Origin of the sequence: Streptomyces sp. NPDC096193 (genome assembly GCF_040302905.1) — a bacterium.
Lineage (GTDB): Bacteria > Actinomycetota > Actinomycetes > Streptomycetales > Streptomycetaceae > Streptomyces.
In genome coordinates, this window is sequence record NZ_JBEOSJ010000003.1 from 241,370 (window position 1) to 260,890 (window position 19,521).

The 19,521-nt window shown below is 72.1% G+C and carries 20 protein-coding genes; 16 read left to right on the forward strand and 4 right to left on the reverse strand.

Annotated elements, in window-relative coordinates:
* The first annotated feature begins 26 nt into the window (after window positions 1–26).
* Entirely contained in the window at window positions 27–545 is a 519-nt protein-coding gene (gene rpsI / locus ABTX78_RS06580; RefSeq protein WP_313944669.1) for a 30S ribosomal protein S9, read from the forward strand.
* Window positions 546–686: 141 nt separating this feature from the next.
* Complete coding sequence (glmM, locus tag ABTX78_RS06585) at window positions 687–2,045, forward strand: phosphoglucosamine mutase (protein ID WP_352205686.1); 1,359 nt, start codon at window positions 687–689, stop codon at window positions 2,043–2,045.
* A 141-nt stretch (window positions 2,046–2,186) separates the two neighbouring features.
* Here the strand turns inward: glmM and ABTX78_RS06590 are convergent, their stop codons facing one another.
* Together ABTX78_RS06590 and coaA are read right to left on the reverse strand one after the other, a co-directional pair.
* A complete protein-coding gene (locus ABTX78_RS06590; RefSeq protein WP_352205687.1) occupies window positions 2,187–3,131 on the reverse strand; it encodes a DUF389 domain-containing protein in 945 nt (314 codons plus the stop codon).
* 11 nt (window positions 3,132–3,142) lie between these two features.
* Complete coding sequence (gene coaA, locus ABTX78_RS06595) at window positions 3,143–4,138, reverse strand: type I pantothenate kinase (RefSeq protein WP_352205688.1); 996 nt, start codon at window positions 4,136–4,138, stop codon at window positions 3,143–3,145.
* Between the two features lie 77 nt (window positions 4,139–4,215).
* On the opposite strand from coaA, the gene glmS reads away from it, so the two are divergent.
* The 7 genes from glmS to ABTX78_RS06630 all read left to right on the forward strand — a co-directional run bounded on the left by glmS (window position 4,216) and on the right by ABTX78_RS06630 (window position 11,610).
* Window positions 4,216–6,063 (forward strand): glutamine--fructose-6-phosphate transaminase (isomerizing), encoded by a 1,848-nt coding sequence (glmS, locus tag ABTX78_RS06600; protein WP_352205689.1) that lies wholly within the window; start codon window positions 4,216–4,218, stop codon window positions 6,061–6,063.
* Window positions 6,060–6,428 (forward strand): holo-ACP synthase, encoded by a 369-nt coding sequence (locus ABTX78_RS06605; RefSeq protein ID WP_313944664.1) that lies wholly within the window; start codon window positions 6,060–6,062, stop codon window positions 6,426–6,428. The genes glmS and ABTX78_RS06605 overlap by 4 nt, the downstream gene beginning before the upstream one ends.
* A gap of 101 nt (window positions 6,429–6,529) precedes the next feature.
* A complete protein-coding gene (locus ABTX78_RS06610; RefSeq protein WP_352205690.1) occupies window positions 6,530–7,969 on the forward strand; it encodes an NAD(P)H-hydrate dehydratase in 1,440 nt (479 codons plus the stop codon).
* Between the two features lie 163 nt (window positions 7,970–8,132).
* Entirely contained in the window at window positions 8,133–9,284 is a 1,152-nt protein-coding gene (gene alr / locus ABTX78_RS06615; protein ID WP_352205691.1) for an alanine racemase, read from the forward strand.
* 10 nt (window positions 9,285–9,294) lie between these two features.
* Window positions 9,295–10,530: an alpha/beta fold hydrolase gene (locus ABTX78_RS06620; protein ID WP_352205692.1), complete on the forward strand. Its 1,236-nt coding sequence runs from the start codon at window positions 9,295–9,297 to the stop codon at window positions 10,528–10,530.
* Window positions 10,502–11,014: a tRNA (adenosine(37)-N6)-threonylcarbamoyltransferase complex ATPase subunit type 1 TsaE gene (tsaE, locus tag ABTX78_RS06625; RefSeq protein ID WP_352205693.1), complete on the forward strand. Its 513-nt coding sequence runs from the start codon at window positions 10,502–10,504 to the stop codon at window positions 11,012–11,014. Before ABTX78_RS06620 ends, tsaE begins: the two co-directional genes overlap by 29 nt.
* A gap of 413 nt (window positions 11,015–11,427) precedes the next feature.
* The gene (locus ABTX78_RS06630; protein WP_352205694.1) at window positions 11,428–11,610 is read left to right on the forward strand and encodes a hypothetical protein; all 183 of its coding nucleotides are present in this window, start codon (window positions 11,428–11,430) and stop codon (window positions 11,608–11,610) included.
* Window positions 11,611–11,750: 140 nt separating this feature from the next.
* Here the strand turns inward: ABTX78_RS06630 and ABTX78_RS06635 are convergent, their stop codons facing one another.
* A complete protein-coding gene (locus ABTX78_RS06635; RefSeq protein ID WP_352205884.1) occupies window positions 11,751–12,278 on the reverse strand; it encodes a L,D-transpeptidase in 528 nt (175 codons plus the stop codon).
* Window positions 12,279–12,435: 157 nt separating this feature from the next.
* On the opposite strand from ABTX78_RS06635, the gene tsaB reads away from it, so the two are divergent.
* The 7 genes from tsaB (at window position 12,436) to ABTX78_RS06670 (ending at window position 18,156) form a co-directional block, all read left to right on the forward strand.
* Window positions 12,436–13,089 carry a tRNA (adenosine(37)-N6)-threonylcarbamoyltransferase complex dimerization subunit type 1 TsaB gene (gene tsaB / locus ABTX78_RS06640; RefSeq protein ID WP_352205695.1) on the forward strand — a complete coding sequence of 218 codons (654 nt, stop codon included), beginning with the start codon at window positions 12,436–12,438 and terminating at the stop codon, window positions 13,087–13,089.
* A gap of 26 nt (window positions 13,090–13,115) precedes the next feature.
* Complete coding sequence (gene rimI / locus ABTX78_RS06645; protein ID WP_383233943.1) at window positions 13,116–13,568, forward strand: ribosomal protein S18-alanine N-acetyltransferase; 453 nt, start codon at window positions 13,116–13,118, stop codon at window positions 13,566–13,568.
* A 3-nt stretch (window positions 13,569–13,571) separates the two neighbouring features.
* Window positions 13,572–14,681, forward strand: coding sequence for a tRNA (adenosine(37)-N6)-threonylcarbamoyltransferase complex transferase subunit TsaD (gene tsaD / locus ABTX78_RS06650; RefSeq protein WP_352205696.1), 1,110 nt, complete (start codon window positions 13,572–13,574; stop codon window positions 14,679–14,681).
* Window positions 14,678–14,935 carry a hypothetical protein gene (locus tag ABTX78_RS06655; RefSeq protein ID WP_352205697.1) on the forward strand — a complete coding sequence of 86 codons (258 nt, stop codon included), beginning with the start codon at window positions 14,678–14,680 and terminating at the stop codon, window positions 14,933–14,935. Before tsaD ends, ABTX78_RS06655 begins: the two co-directional genes overlap by 4 nt.
* 183 nt (window positions 14,936–15,118) lie before the next feature.
* Complete coding sequence (locus tag ABTX78_RS06660; RefSeq protein WP_313944653.1) at window positions 15,119–15,472, forward strand: YciI family protein; 354 nt, start codon at window positions 15,119–15,121, stop codon at window positions 15,470–15,472.
* Window positions 15,473–15,526: 54 nt separating this feature from the next.
* On the forward strand, window positions 15,527–16,759 hold the full coding sequence (locus ABTX78_RS06665) for an RNA polymerase sigma factor (protein WP_352205698.1): 1,233 nt from the start codon (window positions 15,527–15,529) through the stop codon (window positions 16,757–16,759).
* 590 nt (window positions 16,760–17,349) lie between these two features.
* Window positions 17,350–18,156 (forward strand): hypothetical protein, encoded by an 807-nt coding sequence (locus tag ABTX78_RS06670; RefSeq protein ID WP_352205699.1) that lies wholly within the window; start codon window positions 17,350–17,352, stop codon window positions 18,154–18,156.
* Between the two features lie 114 nt (window positions 18,157–18,270).
* Here ABTX78_RS06670 and ABTX78_RS06675 read toward each other — a convergent pair whose 3' ends face one another.
* Window positions 18,271–19,437: a THUMP-like domain-containing protein gene (locus tag ABTX78_RS06675; RefSeq protein WP_502993783.1), complete on the reverse strand. Its 1,167-nt coding sequence runs from the start codon at window positions 19,435–19,437 to the stop codon at window positions 18,271–18,273.
* Window positions 19,438–19,521: the final 84 nt, after the last annotated feature.

Below are 19,521 nucleotides of genomic sequence, written 5' to 3' on the forward strand. Positions count from 1 at the left end.
ACGTAAAGAAAGATCTGAGGAGAATCGTGGCCGAGACCACCGCAGAAACCCCCGTCGAGGGCGAAGAGACCTACGCCGAGGTCACCACCTTCGAGTCGGAGACGCCCGTCGAGGGCGAGTACACCTCCGAGTCCCTCGCGTCCCGCTTCGGCGACCCGCAGCCCGCTGCGGGTCTGGGCCGTCGCAAGAACGCCATCGCCCGCGTCCGGATCGTCCCGGGCTCCGGCAAGTGGAAGATCAACGGTCGCACCCTTGAGGACTACTTCCCCAACAAGGTGCACCAGCAGGAAGTCAACGAGCCCTTCAAGGTGCTCGAGCTCGACGACCGCTACGACGTCATCGCCCGCATCTCGGGTGGCGGCGTCTCCGGCCAGGCCGGCGCCCTGCGCCTCGGTGTGGCCCGTGCGCTCAACGAGGCCGACGTGGACAACAACCGCGCCGCGCTGAAGAAGGCCGGCTTCCTGAGCCGCGACGACCGTGCGGTCGAGCGCAAGAAGGCCGGTCTCAAGAAGGCCCGTAAGGCCCCGCAGTACAGCAAGCGCTAATCGCCTGCTCGGCCTGCTTGTACGTACGCCCCGGCAGCACTCAGTGCTGCCGGGGCGTACGTCTTTCCACGACCTCGGGCGTATAACGGGCAACAGGCGCTCGAAGGCCTGCATTTTTCGGAGCATTTTCGGAGGACAGCTGTGGGACGACTCTTCGGCACGGACGGCGTGCGCGGTGTCGCCAATGCGGACCTGACGGCGGAGCTCGCGCTCGGTCTGTCGGTCGCGGCGGCGCATGTGCTCGCTGAGGCGGGGACCTTTGAGGGACATCGGCCGACCGCGGTGGTCGGGCGGGATCCGCGTGCGTCAGGAGAGTTTCTGGAGGCCGCCGTCGTGGCGGGCCTCGCGAGTGCGGGCGTCAACGTCGTGCGCGTCGGGGTGCTGCCGACGCCGGCCGTGGCGTACCTCACCGGTTCGCTCGGTGCGGACCTCGGCGTGATGCTCTCCGCCTCGCACAACGCCATGCCGGACAACGGCATCAAGTTCTTCGCGCGCGGCGGCCACAAGCTGGCCGACGAGCTGGAGGACCGTATCGAGACGGTGTACGAACAGCACCGGACCGGTGAGCCGTGGGAGCGGCCGACCGGCGGGGGCGTCGGCCGGGTCACCGACTACGACGAGGGCTTCGACCGGTACGTCGCGCACCTCATCGCCGTCCTGCCGAACCGGCTCGACGGGCTGAAGGTCGTCCTCGACGAGGCGCACGGTGCTGCGGCATGGGTGTCGCCCGAGGCGTTCGCGCGGGCCGGCGCGGAGGTCGTCACGATCGGCGCGGAGCCCGACGGGCTCAACATCAACGACGGGTGCGGCTCCACGCACCTGGACCCGCTGAAGGCCGCGGTCGTCGAGCACGGCGCGGCGTTCGGCATCGCGCACGACGGCGACGCGGACCGCTGCCTCGCGGTGGACGCGTCCGGCAACGAGGTCGACGGCGACCAGATCCTCGCGGTGCTGGCCCTGGCGATGCGCGAGGCAGGCACCCTGCGCGGGAACACGGTCGTCGCGACCGTCATGTCCAACCTCGGCTTCAAGCTGGCGATGGAGCGCGAGGGCCTTCAGCTCGTGCAGACGGCTGTCGGCGACCGGTACGTCCTGGAGTCGATGAAGGAGCACGGATACGCGCTCGGCGGCGAGCAGTCCGGGCACGTCATCGTGCTCGACCACGCGACGACCGGTGACGGCACGCTCACCGGCCTGATGCTGGCCGCGCGGGTCGCCGCGACCGGCCGCTCGCTCGCCGACCTCGCCGCGGTCATGGAGCGGCTGCCGCAGATCCTGATCAATGTGCCGGACGTCGACAAGTCGCGGGTGAAGACGTCGGCGGAGCTGGCGAGCGCGGTGGCGGAGGCGGAGCGGGAGCTGGGCTCCACGGGCCGTGTGCTGCTGCGTCCGTCGGGCACCGAGCCGCTGGTACGGGTGATGGTCGAGGCGGCGGACATCGAGCAGGCGCGGTCGGTGGCGAGTCGGCTCGCGGACGCGGTGAAGTCCTCGCTGGGCTGATGCGGCTGGTTCCTGTGTGCCCGCGCCCCGGCTGGGGTGCGGGCACACAGGCACCGGAATCAAGCCCCGCGGGGTGCGGGTCGGACCTCGCGCGCCACCCGACCTGTGCGACCGGGACCGTTGGCGCAGCTCCTCGGGTGGTCAGGATGTCCCGGCTGCCGTGCGGCGGCGTTGCAGGGACCACAGCGCCTTCTGGATCAGCAGCGTCAGCGTGCCCGCCAGCACGATGCCCAGCAGGTTCAGCAGCAGTTGCTCCGTCGAGCCCCAGGCCTGTTCGTACTGGCGGAAGCTGAACGCGACCGCCGCGTTCGCCGCCGCCGGGACGGTCGTCACCGAGATCGCCACGCCCACCAGCGCACCCGACTTCGACGACGTCAGCGAGAGCATGCCCGCCGCGCCCGCGAGCACCGCCACGACGAACGAGAACCAGTCGGGGTTGTAGACGAAGCTGGTGTTGGGACGGTCGGCCTTCACCTTCGCCACGTCGAAGAGGTCCACCCAGCTCATGAAGTGGCTGAAGCCGACCGTGATCAGCATGGCGAGCGCGAAGCCCGCGACCAGCGCCACGAACGACCGCGCTGCCAGCCGCGGGGCACGCTGCACCGTCGCCGTGCAGAAGCCGGCCAGCGGACCGAACTCCGGGCCCACCGCCATCGCGCCCACGATGAGGATCGCGTTGTCGAGTACCACACCGCACGCCGCGAGCATCGTCGCCAGCGTCAGAAACGCCAGGTAGGTGATGGAGAGCGTCGACTCCTCGTGGGTCGCGTCGGTCATCTGCGCCCAGAGCACCGCGTCCGCGCCTTCGCCCGGTGCGTCCTTCTCGGCCTTGTCGGCCCGCTTCGACACCGACAGCTCGATGGCCTCGACGGTGATCGAACCGCGCTCGTCGAGGCCCAGGTCCCGCAGACCGGCGATCAGTTCGTCGGCCGCCTCGCGCGCCACGTCGCACAGCACCAGGTCGCCGGCGGGGTCGCGCGCCACGCCCGGGAGGACGGCGAGATGGGCCGTCCCGACCGTCCCCTCGATGAGCCGTACCGCCTCCTCCGTCATGTCCGTCGGGGTGATCAGGCGCAGATGCAGCACCCGCTGCCTCCTCAGAGCTTGCGCAGGGACAGACGTTGGACCTTGTGGTCGGGACCCTTGCGGAGCACCAGGGTGGCACGGCCGCGCGTGGGCGCCACATTCTCCAGCAGGTTCGGCTTGTTGATGGTGCGCCACATCGTCCGGGCGTAGTCCAAGGCCTCGTCCTCGGAGACCTGGGTGTACTTCCGGAAGTACGAGAAGGGGTTCTGGAACGCCGTATCGCGCAGTTTGCGGAAGCGGTTGAGGTACCAGTGCTCGATGTCCTCGGCGCGGGCGTCGACGTACACCGAGAAGTCGAAGTAGTCGGCGAGACCGACGCGGGTGCGGCCGTCCTTGCCGGGCAGCGCGGGCTGGAGGACGTTGAGGCCCTCGACGATCAGGATGTCGGGGCGGCGGACCGTCAGGCGTTCACCGGGCACGATGTCGTACTTCAGGTGCGAGTAGACGGGGGCCGTGACCTCGTCCTTGCCCGCCTTGATGTCGGCGACGAACCGGGTCAGGGCCCGGCGGTCGTACGACTCGGGGAAGCCCTTGCGGGACATCAGCCCGCGGGACTCCAGCTCCTTCATCGGCAGCAGGAAGCCGTCGGTGGTGACCAGTTCGACGCGCGGGTGCTCGGGCCAGCGGGCGAGGAGGGCCTGGAGCAGTCGGGCGACGGTGGACTTGCCGACCGCGACGGACCCGGCCACTCCTATGACGAACGGCGTGCCGCGCTGCGCGCCGTGCCCGCCGCCCGCGTCGCCGAGGAAGGTGTTGAGCGCGCCCCGCAGTTCACCGGTGGCCTGGACGTACAGGTTGAGGAGTCGCGACAGCGGCAGATAGACGTCCCGCACCTCGTCCAGGTCGATGACGTCGCCCAGCCCTCGCAGCCGCTCGACCTCCTCGGCCGTGAGGGGGAGCGGCGTCTTCTCGCGCAGCGCGCTCCATTCCGCGCGGGTGAGGTCGACGTAGGGCGTCGACGCGTGTTCGGCCCGGCGGTGGGCGCTTCGTGGCGGCGAAGAGATCACCTACACATTGTCGGGGGTGCGGGCGGGTTCTGGGTGGTGTGCTCGGTCACGCGGCGCGGCCGCCGTAGGCTGCCGACATGTGCGGAATCGTGGGTTACGTCGGCGGACAGTCGGCGCTTGATGTGGTCATCGCGGGCCTGAAGCGGCTGGAGTACCGGGGCTACGACTCGGCCGGGGTCGCCGTGCTCTCCGACGGCGGGCTGGCCGCGGCGAAGAAGGCGGGCAAGCTCGTCAATCTGGAGAAGGAGCTGGTGGACCGGCCGCTGCCGAGCGGTACCACCGGTATCGGACACACCCGGTGGGCCACGCACGGCGGGCCGACCGACATCAACGCGCACCCCCATCTGGACAACGCGGGCCGTGTCGCCGTCGTGCACAACGGCATCATCGAGAACTTCGCCGCCCTGCGTGCCGAGCTGACGGAGCGCGGACACGACCTCGCCTCGGAGACCGACACCGAGGTGGTGGCGCATCTGCTCGCCGAGAACTTCTCCTCCTGCGGCGACCTCCCCGAGGCCATGCGCCAGGTGTGCCGCCGGCTGGAGGGTGCCTTCACCCTGGTCGCGGTGCACGCGGACGAGCCGGACGTGGTCGTGGGCGCGCGCCGCAACTCACCGCTGGTGGTGGGCGTCGGCGACGGCGAGTCCTTCCTCGCCTCGGACGTAGCGGCGTTCATCACCCACACCCGCTCGGCGCTGGAGCTCGGCCAGGACCAGGTCGTGGAGCTGCGCCGGGACGGGGTGACCGTCACCGACTTCGACGGCGCTCCGGCGGAGGTGCGCGCCTACCACGTGGACTGGGACGCCTCGGCCGCCGAGAAGGGCGGCTACGACTACTTCATGCTGAAGGAGATCGCCGAGCAGCCGAAGGCGGTCGCCGACACCCTGCTGGGGCGGATCAACGCGGAGGGCTCGCTCACCCTCGACGAGGTGCGCATCCCGGCGTCGGTGCTGCGCGAGGCCGACAAGGTCGTCATCGTGGCCTGCGGCACCGCCTTCCACGCGGGCATGATCGCCAAGTACGCCATCGAGCACTGGACGCGGATTCCGTGCGAGGTGGAGCTGGCGAGCGAGTTCCGCTACCGGGACCCGATCCTGGACCAGCGCACGCTGGTGATCGCCATCTCCCAGTCCGGCGAGACCATGGACACCCTGATGGCGCTGCGGCACGCGCGGGAGCAGGGTGCGCGAGTGCTGGCCATCTGCAACACCAACGGCTCGACCATCCCGCGGGAGTCGGACGCCGTGCTCTACACGCACGCCGGACCCGAGGTCGCCGTGGCGTCCACGAAGGCGTTCCTGACCCAGCTCGTGGCCTGCTATCTGCTCGCGCTGTATCTGGGGCAGGTGCGGGGCACCAAGTGGGGCGACGAAATCCGGGCCGTCGTACGGGACTTGGCGAAGATCTCCGGCGAGGTCGACCGGGTGCTGGAGACCATGGAGCCGGTCCGTGCGCTCGCGCGCTCGCTCGCGGACAAGAACACCGTCCTGTTCCTCGGCCGCCATGTGGGCTACCCGGTGGCCCTGGAGGGTGCGCTGAAGCTCAAGGAACTGGCGTACATGCACGCGGAGGGCTTCGCCGCCGGCGAGCTCAAGCACGGGCCGATCGCGCTGATCGAGGAGGATCTGCCGGTGGTGGTCGTGGTGCCGTCGCCGCGCGGCCGTTCGGTCCTGCACGACAAGATCGTCTCGAACATCCAGGAGATCAGGGCGCGCGGGGCGCGGACGATCGTGATCGCGGAGGAGGGGGACGAGACGGTCGTGCCGTACGCGGACTACCTCATCCGTATCCCGGTCACGCCGACGCTGCTCCAGCCGATGGTGGCGACCGTGCCGTTGCAGGTCTTCGCCTGTGAGCTGGCGACGGCCCGCGGCAACGAGGTCGACCAGCCCCGCAACCTCGCCAAGTCGGTCACCGTCGAATGATCATCGGGGTGGGGATCGACGTCGCCGAGATCGACCGGTTCACCGCGTCGATGCGGCGCACCCCCGGAATGGCCGGACGGCTCTTCGTGGAGAGCGAGTTGCTGCTGCCCAGCGGGGAGCAGCGCGGCTATGCCTCCCTCGCGGCCCGGTTCGCCGCGAAGGAGGCGCTCGCCAAGGCGCTCGGCGCGCCCGCGGGTCTGTACTGGACGGACGCCGAGGTGTACGTCGAGGACAACGGCAGGCCCCGGCTGCGGGTGCGCGGCACGGTCGCCGCGCGGGCCGAGGAGCTCGGGGTGCGGTCCTGGCACGTCTCGCTCAGTCATGACGCGGGCGTGGCCTCGGCCGTGGTGATCGCGGAGGGCTGACCGTGGGCCTGCGCCCGCGGGCTCCGTACGGGCAAGTGCGCCCCCGTCCGGCGCACTTGGATCCCGCGCGGGCAGGCACCCGGTGGGGCAGACTCGGGGGCATGCGTACTGCGTACAGCGTCGAGACCGTCAGGAACGCCGAGACCGAGCTGATGGCCCGGCTCCCGGAGGGCGCCCTCATGCAGCGAGCGGCTGCCGGACTGGCCGCCGCCTGTGCCGATCTGCTCGGCCGGGTGTACGGAGCGCGCGTCGTCGTGCTCGTGGGCAGCGGGGACAACGGCGGCGACGCCCTGTACGCCGGTGCCCGGCTCGCCCGCCGCGGCGCGGGCGTCTTTGCCGTGCTCCTCGCCCCGGACCGGACGCATCAGGGCGGGCTCACCGCCTTCACGGCCGCGGGCGGACGCATCACGGACGACCCCTTCGAGGTGCTGGCCGTCGCCGACCTCGTGCTGGACGGCATCACCGGCATCGGCGGCAAGGGAGGCCTGCGGCCGGACGCCGTACCGGTGGCCCGCGCGGCCCGCGGCTCGGACGCCGTCGTCGTCGCCGTCGACCTGCCGAGCGGCGTCGAGGCGGACAGCGGCGAGGTGCGCGGAGAGGTCCTGCGGGCGGACGCGACGGTGACGTTCGGCACATACAAGCCGGGGCTGCTGATCGACCCCGCCCGTGAGTACGCCGGCACGGTACGGCTCGTCGGCATCGGCTTGGAGGCGCATCTGCCGTCCGTGCCGGACCTGGAGGCGCTCCAGCACGCGGACGTGGCCCGTCTGCTGCCCGAACCGGCGGCGGAGAGCGACAAGTACCGGCGAGGCGTCGTCGGCGTCGTCGCGGGCTCCGCCCGCTACCCCGGCGCGGCGGTGCTGGCCGTGGCGGGCGCGCTGCGCGGCGGGGCGGGGGCCGTGCGGTACGTGGGCCACGCGGCCGAAGCGGTGATCGCCCGGTTCCCCGAGACGCTGGTCCACGCCGGGCCGCCGGCGAAGGCGGGCCGGGTACAGGCCTGGGTCGTCGGCCCGGGTCTCGGCGACGACGAGGAGGCCGTCCACGACGTCCTCGCCTCGGACGTCCCGGTGCTGGTCGACGCGGACGGACTGCGGCTGCTGGACGCCGCGGCCGTACGCGACCGGGACGCGCCCACCCTGCTGACCCCGCACGCGGGCGAGGCGGCGGCGCTGCTCGGCGTACCGCGCGAGGAGGTGGAGTCCTCGCGGCTGGCCTCCGTCCGCGAACTGGCCGCCCGCTACGGCGCTACGGCGCTCCTCAAGGGCTCGACCACGCTGGTCGCCGCGCCGGACGGCAGCCGTACGCCTGTCCGGGTCAACCCGATGGGCACCCCGTGGCTGGCGACGGCGGGCAGTGGCGATGTGCTCTCCGGCCTCGCCGGTTCCCTGCTGGCGGCGGGCCTGGAGGCGCGCGACGCGGGGTCGGCGGCGGCGTATCTGCACGGACTGGCGGCGCGGCACGCGGTGGCGGAGGGCACGCCGATCACGTCGTACGACGTGGCGTCGGCGCTCCCGTCGGCGTGGCGCGACGTCTTCCACTGACGAGGAGGGCCCCTGCGGCTGCCCGTGACACGGGCACAGCACGTGCGGGGGCGCGGACCGGCCGACGGAGGCCTCGCGCCCGTGCGGGGCACGGGATCGCGGGCCGCGCCCCGGCAGGAGAGCCCCGGCAAGGATCAGGCCGCCCTCTGAGACACTGGGCGCGATGAGCCAGACACCGCCGCCGCGCGCCCGCGCCGAGATCGATCTCGCAGCCCTGCGCGCCAACGTCCGCGCCCTGCGCGCCCGCGCGCCCCACGCTGCCCTCATGGCCGTGGTGAAGTCGGACGCCTACGGACACGGCATGGTGCCCTGCGCCAGAGCGGCCCAGGCGGCCGGGGCGAGCTGGCTCGGCACCGCCACCCCCCAGGAGGCGCTGGCGCTGCGCGCGGCAGGCATCGAGGGGCGCGTGCTGTGCTGGCTGTGGACCCCCGGCGACCCGTGGCGCGAGGGCATCGAGGCCGATCTCGACATGGCGGTGAGCGGCCTGTGGGCGCTCACCGAGGTCACGGCCGCCGCCCGGGAGGCGGGACGCCCGGCGAGGATCCAGCTCAAGGCCGACACCGGCCTGGGCCGCAACGGCTGCCAGCCGGCCGACTGGCCCGAACTGGTCGCCGCCGCGCTCGACGCCGAGGCCGAGGGCACCGTGAAGGTGACCGGTCTGTGGTCCCACTTCGCGTGCGCCGACGAGCCCGGTCACCCCTCGATCGCCGCGCAGTTGGACGTGTTCCGCGAGATGGTGGCGTACGCCGAGAAGGAGGGCGTCGAGCCCGAGGTCCGGCACCTGGCCAACTCCCCGGCCACGCTGACCCTTCCGGAGTCGCACTTCGACCTGGTCCGTACCGGCATCGCGATGTACGGCATCTCGCCGAGCCCCGAACTCGGCACGCACGAAGAACTCGGCCTGCGGCCGGTCATGACGCTCGCCGCCTCCGTCGCGCTGGTCAAGCAGGTTCCGGCCGGACACGGCGTCAGTTACGGGCACCACTACGTGACACAGCGCGAGACGACGCTCGGGCTCGTCCCCCTCGGCTACGCGGACGGCATCCCGCGCCACGCGTCCGGCCGGGGCCCGCTGCTCGTCGGCGGTGAACGGCACACGATCGCGGGGCGGGTCGCCATGGACCAGTTCGTGGTGGACCTCGGCGGGCAGAAGATCCACGAAGGCGCGCAGGCACTCTTGTTCGGGCCGGGTGACCGGGGCGAGCCGACCGCCGAGGACTGGGCGGAGGCGGCAGGGACCATCGCCTACGAAATCGTCACCCGCATCGGAACGAGGGTTCCGCGCGTCCATCTGAACGAGGATTCCGACGAGTAGGAGCGGCACGGTGAGCGAGACCAGCACGGGGGACGCCGTGGCGGTGGCGGCTACGGCCGTTCAGTCCGCCGCGACGGACAGCTGGCGCCGGGCGGGCCTCGCCGGCGCCGCGATAGGCGTGATCGCCGCGGGCGCCGCGGCCGGCGTCGCACTGGAGCGGCTGACGGTGGGCCGCGGCATGCGCAAGAAGGCCCGGCTCGCGCTGGACGCGGCGGGCCCGTACGGCGCGCTGCGCGGACTGCCCGGCAAGGCGCCCGCCGACGACGGCAGCGAGCTGTACTACGAGGTGGACGACGTCGACCCGGACGCGGCGGGCCCGCGCCGCCGCCGGCTGTTCGGTCGCAAGGCGCCCGCGCCGGTCACGGTCGTCTTCAGCCACGGCTATTGCCTCAGCCAGGACTCCTGGCACTTCCAGCGCGCGGCCCTGCGCGGGCTGGTGCGCACCGTCCACTGGGACCAGCGCAGCCACGGCCGCTCCAGCCGGGGCGCCTCCCAGTCGGGCCCGGACGGTGTGCCGGTCTCCATCGACCAGCTGGGCCGTGACCTGAAGGCCGTCATCGACGCGGCGGCGCCCGAGGGTCCGCTCGTGCTCGTCGGGCACTCCATGGGCGGCATGACCGTGATGGCGATGGCCGACCAGTTCCCCGAGATCGTGCGCGAGCGTGTCGTCGGCGTCGCCTTCGTCGGCACCTCGTGCGGGCGGCTCGGCGAGGTGAACTACGGCCTCCCGGTCGCGGGCGTCAACGCGGTACGCCGGGTGCTCCCCGGCGTCCTGAAGGCCCTCGGCTCGCAGGCCGAGCTGGTCGAGCGCGGCCGGCGCGCCACCGCCGACCTCTTCGCCGGTCTGATCAAGCGCTACTCGTTCTCGTCCAAGGACGTTGACCCGGCGGTCGCACGGTTCGCCGAGCGGATGATCGAGTCGACCCCCATCGACGTGGTCGCGGAGTTCTACCCGGCCTTCGTCGAGCACGACAAGGCGGAGGCGCTGCCCATCTTCCTCGAGGTGCCGGTGCTCGTCCTCGCGGGTGACAAGGACCTGGTGACCCCGAGCACCCACAGCGAGGCCATCGCGGACCTGCTCCCGGACTCCGAGCTGGTGATCGTGCCGGACGGCGGACACCTGGTGATGCTGGAGCACCCGGAGGTCGTCACGGACCGGCTGGCGGACCTGCTGGCGCGCGTCGGAGCCGTACCGGCAGCGGCTAACGTTGGCCCGTATGGAAGCACCGCACAGCCCGGCGGCTGAGGCCGTCGCCCGTCTCGCCGTCGAATCCCCCGAGCAGATGCAGGACGTGGGGCGCCGGCTCGCGAAACTGCTGCGCCCCGGCGACCTGGTGATGCTCACCGGTGAGCTCGGCGCCGGCAAGACGACGCTCACCCGGGGCCTCGGCGAAGGCCTCGGGGTCCGCGGCGCCGTCACCTCCCCGACCTTCGTCATCGCCCGCGTCCACCCCTCGCTCACCGGCGGACCCGCACTGGTCCACGTCGACGCGTACCGCCTCGGCGGGGGACTGGACGAGATGGAGGACCTGGACCTGGACGTCTCGCTGCCCGAGTCGGTTGTGGTCGTGGAGTGGGGCGACGGCAAGGTCGAGGACCTCTCCGACGACCGCCTGCATGTGGTCATCCACCGGGTCGTGGGCGACACGGACGACGACCGTCGCGATGTCACGCTGACCGGCTTCGGTGGCCGGTGGTCGGGTGTGGACCTGGCGGCGGCGGAGACCTGAAGCCGCGGGGATCTGATGCGGCGGGGATCGGAAAGAGGCGCGTCGCGAACCCGGGACAGTCTCGCGGAGCTGAGCGACGCGTTTCGCGGACCGGCGGTACGGACCGAAGTAGCCTCGCCCCACGGGGCGACCGGGCCTGGCGGAACCCGCGCCGGTGAGCCGCGCGGACCCGCGCGTGAGCCCCTCACGGAACGCGCTCCCGCCGTGCGTCACGGACCCGTTGCGCCGTGAGGGATGACATCCGCCCCGGGGGTCCCCGCGGTCCGACGCTCGCGCGCGTCCGGTCCGGACAGACGATGTTCCGACATTCCGTCGGGAAGATGTTGCGCAGGTCGCACCGCGCGTGGTCACATGGTACGGAGATCTGGTTAGGTCTACCTAACCGCCTGCCCCCGGAGACCCAGGAGGCATCCATGCCGGCGTCCGAACGCGAGCACCAGCCACAGCGGCAGCCGGCGCAGTCCGCGCCGCCGTCACCGTCCCTCGTGTCGATGCGCGATCTGCTGGCCTCGTGTGCGGCGGCCAGCGCGGTGTCCACACCGCCCAAGGACGAACAGCCCGCGACCGAGGACGAGCCCCGCCGCGACGCCGCGTAGGCCGTGCGCCCAGAAGCAGGGGCCGCGACTCGTCCGATTCGGTCACGGCCCGTCATTCGTACGAGCGGTTTTTCCGAGCGCGTTCCGATGGGCGACGGGCACTGGCAGGGATGGTCCGCCGTGCCCCGTGGGAGTCGTCCCTACGGGAGAACGACGACCTTCGAGCCGATCGTCGCGAACGTCCACATCGCGTTCCCGTCCGCCCGCCGCATGCGCACGCCGCCGGTCTTCTTCTCCGGGTCGGGGCTCGTCATCTCGCCGTTCGTCGCGGCGCTGAAGCCGATCGCCACCTCGTCCACGCTGGCGAACCGCACCACATGCTCGATCGGCACCCCGTCCGAACCGGGCACCTGCCCGGAGCGTGAGGTCACCGTGTACGAGCCCGGCGCCGGGCTCACCGTCGACGGCATGACCGCGAATGTCCGTGTGACCTTGTTCTTCCCGCTCACCAGCCAGACCCGCCGGTCGCTGAGGGAGTACACGACACGGGGGCCGGCTCCCGAATCGGGGGGCAGTGCGTGGGGATTCTCCGGCTTCTGCTCGGGAACCTTCGCCGAGGGGGCCGCACTCGGTGTCCGGGACGTGCCCAGTGAGTCGGGGGCGCTCGCCTGCGCCTGATAGGCGAGGAAACATACGGCCGCCAGAGCCGCCGCCGTGAGCCCGGCCACAAGACCCGAGCTGCTCCGTGCCACCGTGTCCGCCTCTCTCTCCCTCGGCCGCGCCGGCCGGGAAGTGCCCCCAAGTCCTGGTGGGGGTGACGGTAGCAGCAGGCGCCGGCGCCGACGGCGCTCCATGCCCCCGGCGCGGGAGCCGTAGGCTGTTTGCGTGCTCCTGCTCGCCGTTGATACCGCCACGCCCGCCGTCACCGCCGCCCTCCACGACGGCACCTCCGTCGTCGCCGCCTCCAGCAGCGTCGACGCCCGACGGCACGGCGAACTGCTGCTGCCCGCCGTCGACCGCGTCCTCGCCGAGGCGGGGGTGAAACTCGACGCCGTCACCGCCGTGGTGGCCGGTGTCGGGCCCGGCCCCTACACCGGCCTGCGGGTCGGCCTGGTGACGGCCACGACCTTCGGCTCCGCGCTCGGTGTGCCGGTCCACGGCCTCTGCACGCTGGACGGCCTCGCGTACGCCTCCGGTCTGGAAGGACCGTTCGTCGTCGCCACGGACGCCCGGCGCAAGGAGGTCTACTGGGCCCGCTACGCCTCCCCGCGCGAGCGGATCGCGGAACCCGCGGTCGACCGGCCCGCCGATATCGCCGACCAGGTGGCCGGACTGCCCGCCGTCGGCGCCGGCGGACTGCTCTACCCGGAGACCTTCCCCGACACCCGTGCCCCCGAGCATGTGTCGGCCGCGGCCCTGGCGTCGCTGGCCGCCGAGAAGCTGGCCGCGGGCGAGGAGTTCCTGCCCCCGCTGCCGCTGTATCTGCGCAGGCCGGACGCCCAGGTGCCGAAGAACTACAAGGTGGTCACGCCCAAGTGAGCGCCTCCCCGGCCGCGCTGCGTGAGATGCGCTGGTGGGACATCGGGCCCGTGCTCGACCTCGAACACGCCCTGTTCCCTGAGGACGCCTGGTCGACCGGGATGTTCTGGTCCGAGCTCGCGCACTCCCGCGGACCGCGCGCGACGCGCCGCTATGTGGTCGCCGAGGCGGACGGAAAAATCGTCGGCTACGCGGGCCTGGCGGCCGCCGGCGGTCTCGCGGACGTCCAGACCATCGCCGTCGCCCGTGACCAGTGGGGCACGGGACTGGGCGCCCGGCTGCTCACCGATCTGCTCCAGCACGCCACCGCCTTCGAGTGCGACGAGGTGCTCCTCGAAGTGCGCGTGGACAACACCAGGGCCCAGAAGCTGTATGCGCGCTTCGGCTTCGAGCCCATCGGACTCCGGCGCGGCTACTACCAGCCGGCCAATGTCGACGCCCTCGTCATGCGGCTCCCCGTACAAGGAACAGAGACTTAACTGATGGCTGACGAACCGCTCGTACTCGGTATCGAGACCTCCTGCGACGAGACCGGCGTGGGCATCGTCCGCGGCACGACGCTGCTCGCCGACGCCGTCGCCTCCAGTGTGGACACGCACGCCCGCTTCGGCGGAGTGGTGCCCGAGATCGCCTCGCGCGCGCACCTGGAAGCGATGGTGCCGACCATCGAGCGTGCGCTCCAGGAGGCCGGCGTCTCGGCGCGCGACCTCGACGGCATCGCGGTGACCGCGGGCCCGGGCCTCGCCGGCGCCCTGCTGGTGGGTGTGTCGGCGGCCAAGGCGTACGCGTACGCCCTCGGCAAGCCTCTGTACGGGGTGAACCACCTCGCCTCGCACATCTGCGTCGACCAGCTGGAGCACGGCCGGCTGCCCGAGCCGACGATGGCGCTGCTGGTCTCCGGCGGCCACTCCTCGCTGCTGCTCGCGCCGGACATCACCAGCGACGTACGGCCCCTCGGCGCGACGATCGACGACGCCGCCGGCGAGGCCTTCGACAAGATCGCGCGCGTGCTCGACCTCGGCTTCCCGGGCGGTCCGGTGATCGACCGGCTCGCCAAGGAGGGCGACCCGGCGGCGATCGCGTTCCCGCGCGGCCTGTCCGGCTCGCGCGACCCGGCGTACGACTTCTCCTTCTCCGGGCTGAAGACCTCCGTCGCCCGCTGGATCGAGGCGAAGCGGGCCTCGGGTGAGGAGGTGCCGGTGCGCGATGTGGCCGCGTCCTTCCAGGAGGCGGTCGTCGACGTACTGACCCGCAAGGCGGTTCGCGCCTGTCTCGACGAGGGTGTCGACCACCTGATGATCGGCGGCGGCGTGGCCGCCAACTCCCGGCTGCGCGCGCTGGCTCAGGAGCGCTGTGAGAAGGCCGGTATCCGACTGCGGGTGCCGCGACCGAAGCTGTGCACGGACAACGGCGCGATGGTCGCCGCGCTCGGCGCGGAGATGGTGACACGGAACAGGCCGGCGTCCGACTGGGAACTGTCCGCGGACTCCTCGCTCCCGGTGACGGACCCGCACGTCCCGGGCGCCGCGCACGCGCACGACCACTCCCACGACCATGTGCACGAGGTCAGCAAGGACAACCTGTACTCATGACGACCGTCGTGCTGATGTGGGAGGCCCGGGCGGTCCAGGGCCGGGGTCCGGAGCTGCTCGCCTGGGCCAGGGCGCAGGAACTGCCGCGGGAGCCCGTACGCCGTGAGTTCTTCCGCGCACCCGACGACCGCGTCCTGATCATCACCTGGTGGGAGGCCCCGGACCTCGACGCGGAGCTGCCGGAACTGCCGGAGCCGGACGGGGAGCTGGTGACGCGTCCGGTGCACCGGTGGCGGTTCGAGGCGGTGCCGTAGCCGGCACCGGGGTCTCGGGAGGCGGCCCGCGGCGGCCTCCTCCTGCGGGGCCGGGGCCGTTCCGATGGCAGCCCGGGAAGATTCTCAGAAGAATTCTCCGGGAGCTGTCGATCCGGCGGCCTCCCGTTCGACGCAGGGGTGAGAGGCAGGGAAGTCCCCCGCCCGCCCGACCGAGGAGTCACCATGCCGCGCTTCCTGACCATGATCCGTATCGAGGAGCAGAACCTTCCCAGGGAGGCCGCCGGCCCCGAGTTCGACGAGCGCATGGGCGCGCTGTTCGAGGAGATCACCAAGGCAGGGGTCATGCTCGACACCGCCGGGCTCACCCCGACCGCCGACGGCACCCGGGTCCACTGGTCCACCGGAAAGATCAGCTACACCGACGGGCCGTTCACCGAGACCAAGGAAGTCATCGGCGGCTACTCCATCATCCAGGCCAAGGACAAGGCCGAGGCTCTGGAATGGGCCAAGCGCTTCCTGGAGATCCACCCGGCCGAATGGAACGTCACCGCCGAGGTCCGCCAGATCGAGGAGTGAGAGCCGGGCGGTCGCGCTTGCCCCGCCCCGGCACGGCTGTTCTGATGGGTGGCCGTGACGGCAGCAAGCGCGACCGAAACGGTCGAAGCGGTGTTCAGGATCGAGTCCGCGCGGATCATCGCCGGTGTCGCCCGCATCGTGCGGGACGTCGGCATAGCCGAGGAACTCGCGCAGGACGCCCTGGTCGCCGCGCTGGAGCAGTGGCCGGAGTCGGGCGTGCCGGACAGACCCGGCGCCTGGCTCATGGCCACCGCCAAGCACCGCGCGATCGATCTCGTACGCCGCAGGGAGACGTACGCGCGCAAGCTGGCGGAGGTCGGGCGGACCCTGGAGGACGTGCCGCCGCCCGAGCCGTCGGACGTGGACGACATCGACGACGATCTGCTGCGGCTGATCTTCACCGCGTGCCACCCGGTGCTCTCCACCGAGGCGCGGATCGCACTGACCCTGCGGCTGCTCGGCGGACTGACGACCGAGGAGATCGCCCGCGCCTACCTCGCCCCGGAGCCGACGGTCGCGCAGCGCATCGTCCGCGCGAAGCGGTCGCTCGCGAAGGCCGGCGTCCCCTTCGAGGTACCGGGCCCCGGCGAGCGCGCCGAGCGTCTGGACTCCGTGCTGGAGGTCGTCTACCTCATTTTCAACGAGGGTTATTCGGCCACCGCCGGCGACGACTGGCTGCGCCCGGCCCTGTGCGAGGACGCCCTGCGCCTCGCCCGCGTCCTCACCGGCCTGATGCCCCGGGAGCCGGAGGTGCACGGCCTGACGGCACTGCTGGAGTTCCAGGCCTCCCGCATCGCCGCCCGCACGGGCCCCGACGGCGAGCCGGTGCTGCTCGCGGACCAGAACCGCGCCAAGTGGAACAGGATGCTGATCGGACGCGGCATGGACGCCCTGCAACGGGCGGGCACCGGCCCGTACGCCCTCCAGGCGGCCATCGCGGGCTGCCACGCCCAGGCCGTCCGCTACGAGGACACCGACTGGCGGACGATCGCCTCCCTCTACGGCCGTCTGGCCGCGCTCATCCCTTCCCCGGTGGTCGAGTTGAACCGCGCGGTCGCGATCTCGATGGCAGAGGGCCCGGCGGCGGGCCTGGCCCTGGTGGACACCCTCGCCGGGGAACCGGCCCTGAAGGACTACCACTTGCTGCCGAGCGTGCGGGGCGACCTGCTGGAACGGCTGGGGCGGCGCGCCGAGGCGCGTACGGAGTTCGAGCGGGCGGCGTCGCTGACCCGCAACGAACGGGAGAGGGACCTGCTGCTGGAACGGGCCTCAGGCTGCGGGTCGTGACCGGCTTCGGGGGTTCTGCTGATCGCCGAGGAGCGGGGTGCGGCCGGGGGCCTTCCGGGGGTGCTTGCCGGGACTCGAAGCTCACGTCCGGTCTCCCCGACGCACGGCAACTCCCTGCGCCCCGGTCCCGGTTCGTCGCGCACATCGATGCACTTCGGGCACGTCGGGGCTTGAGCTTCGGGGCTCGGGATTCGAGCTCCCTCAATAGGGACTGGGTGGGGGGATTGTTCCCGCCCACCCACCCCAACTCGGCCGCGCACCAGGAGAGATGACTTTTTGTGATCGAGTCGCGACGCACTGCCCTTGCCGTGTAGCGTGCGCCCCGAAGGCAGACAGAACGACCCCCATGCGGTGCTACCAACACCACACAGGGGTCTGACCTACAAGATCGTGGAGCCGATCTCATGGCTGTTCAGCAGTTTAATCCTGCCCCGCGCCCGGCCGCCCATCCGATGGCCAATCCGGGCTACGGCAAACGACTCGCGCCCTCCCAACGTCCTCGCTGAGCGGACGACTTCGCACATCTGCCCAGGCGTGAAGCGGCGGTCGCGGACTACGTCGACCGGCAGCCCGAGGGCGCGGACATCTCGGTGAAGACGCTCGCCAAACACCTGCCGGGCTACGGCCAGTGCGCGGTGGCGACCATCCTGAACAGCCTCTCCGCGGCGGGCCACTACCGCCGCGTCCGCCAGAGCGTCACGAGCGCGTCGGGCACGAACATCTGGGTCTGGCGCTCGTACTGGTCCCGCACGCCGCGCGACGACGCCTGGTGGGCACACTTCGCGTCCGGCGAGCTCGGCACCTCGACGATCCCGGCCGCACTGGCGAGGACGGCCGGCTACGACGTCCTGGCGCGCCTCGGCCGTATCGAGGCGCGGCTGATGCTCTCGGCGTCGGAGTGCGCGGCACTGGAGGCCGCGGCGGGCGCCTGGTTCGAGCGCGGCGCGACGGAGGGCCACCTGCTCTCGGCCCTGACGGCGGGCCTCCCGGCCCAGATCTCCCACCCGTACGGCTTCGTCCGCGCCCGCCTGCTGACCAAGCTCCCCCCGGAACCCCCGGCCCCTCGCATGATCCTGGAATGCACGGACTGCGGAGCCCCGGGCGAACCGGAGTCACTACCGGGAGGCCTGTGCCGCACGTGCACGGGCGGGGACGGCCTCGCCGCACCGTTGCCCGCGGGGGTGCATGACCGTGTGGGAAGCCTGCGGGCGGCACTGCGGGACGGGCCCGGCGACGCTCACGGACGGCTAGGGCCTGTCGTTCCGGTCTCGCAGCGGGATGGGCGTGAGGACGCGATCGCTGACCGAGGCTGGGCGTCCTCGAACCTCCAGGCGACGAGAACGTGCTTCGAGGAGAGGGCGACGAGCCCGATGTCGTCCTGCCCTCGGGGGCGGTGAAGCCCGCGAGGTACCCGATAAACACCTGGCGCCTTTCCCAAGCGGGCGGGTGGTGGCCCTCGGTGGCGACCGCGGTGAGCAGGATGTGCTGCGGTTCCACTTGTGCGACCCGGTCTACGCCGGACGCCCCACCAGCATCGTCGGCGCCCCCGCCACCCTCGTCAGGAACACCGTCGCCGCGTTCCGCCCCTGCGGTTTCACCTTGCGGCGCAGTTCCTCCGGTTCCACCGCCGAGCCGCGCTTCTTCACCGTCAGGTTGCCGACCTCCCGCTCCCGCAGCAGTGCCTTCAGCTTCTTGAGGTTGAAGGGGAGTTCGTCCGTGATCTCGTACGCGGTGGCGAACGGCGTCGGGCGGAGTTCGTCCGACGTGATGTACGCGATCGTCTCGTCGATCAGGCCGCCGTCCAGGTCCTCTGCCACCTCTGCCACCAGGTGCGCCCGGATCACCGCGCCGTCCGGCTCGTAGAGGTAGCGGCCCACTCTGCGGACCGCCGGGTCCGGCAGGCCGCGGCCCGGAAGGGAGTGCGGGCCCGGGAGCAGGGTGGCGCGGCGGGTGCCCGGGGTGGTGCCGAACCAGAGCACCGCCTCCTTCACGTCGCCGCCGTCCGAGATCCACTCCGCCTCGGCGTCGTCCGGGACCAGTTCGTGCGGGATTCCCGGGGCGATCTTCACCGCGCCGGTGCCCGCCCGGCGTACCGCCTCGATCGCCCAGGACAGGGGAGGGGAGTACGCCTCGGGGTCGAAGATGCGGCCCCGGCCTCCCCGGCGCGCCGGGTCGAGGAACACCGCGCCCGGTCCGGCCGCGATCTCCGTGACGTCCGCGCAGCGCACCTCGATCCGGTCGCCGAGCTCCAGCGCGTCCGCGTTCGCCCGCGCCGTCTCCGCCGTCAGCGGGTCGCGGTCCACCGCCAGTACGCGGATGCCGGCCCGGGCCAGGGCGATCGCGTCGCCGCCGATCCCGCAGCACAGGTCGGTGACCTCGGCCGTGCCGAGTTCGCCGAAGCGCCGGGCCCGGTACTCCGCGACCGGCTTCCGCGTCGACTGCTCGACCCCGTTCGGCGTGAAGTACATCCGGTACGCGTCCTGCTCGCCGAACTTCGCCACCGCCCGCTGCCGCAGCCGCGCCTGGCCCAGGGCCGCCGAGACCAGCTCGGTGGGGTGTTCGCGGCGCAGCCGGGTGGCGATCGCCAATTCCTCGGCCGGGTCGTGGTCCCGCAGGGCGGCGAGCAGGGTCCGGCCCTCCTCGGTACGGAGGGCGGCGAAGAGTGGGAGGTCGTTCACCGGCCCATTGTGGGCCAGGTGGGCGATGGTGTGCCCGCGGTGGAGGTGTCTGCCCGGCCGTGGGGATCCCTGCTGACAGGATCC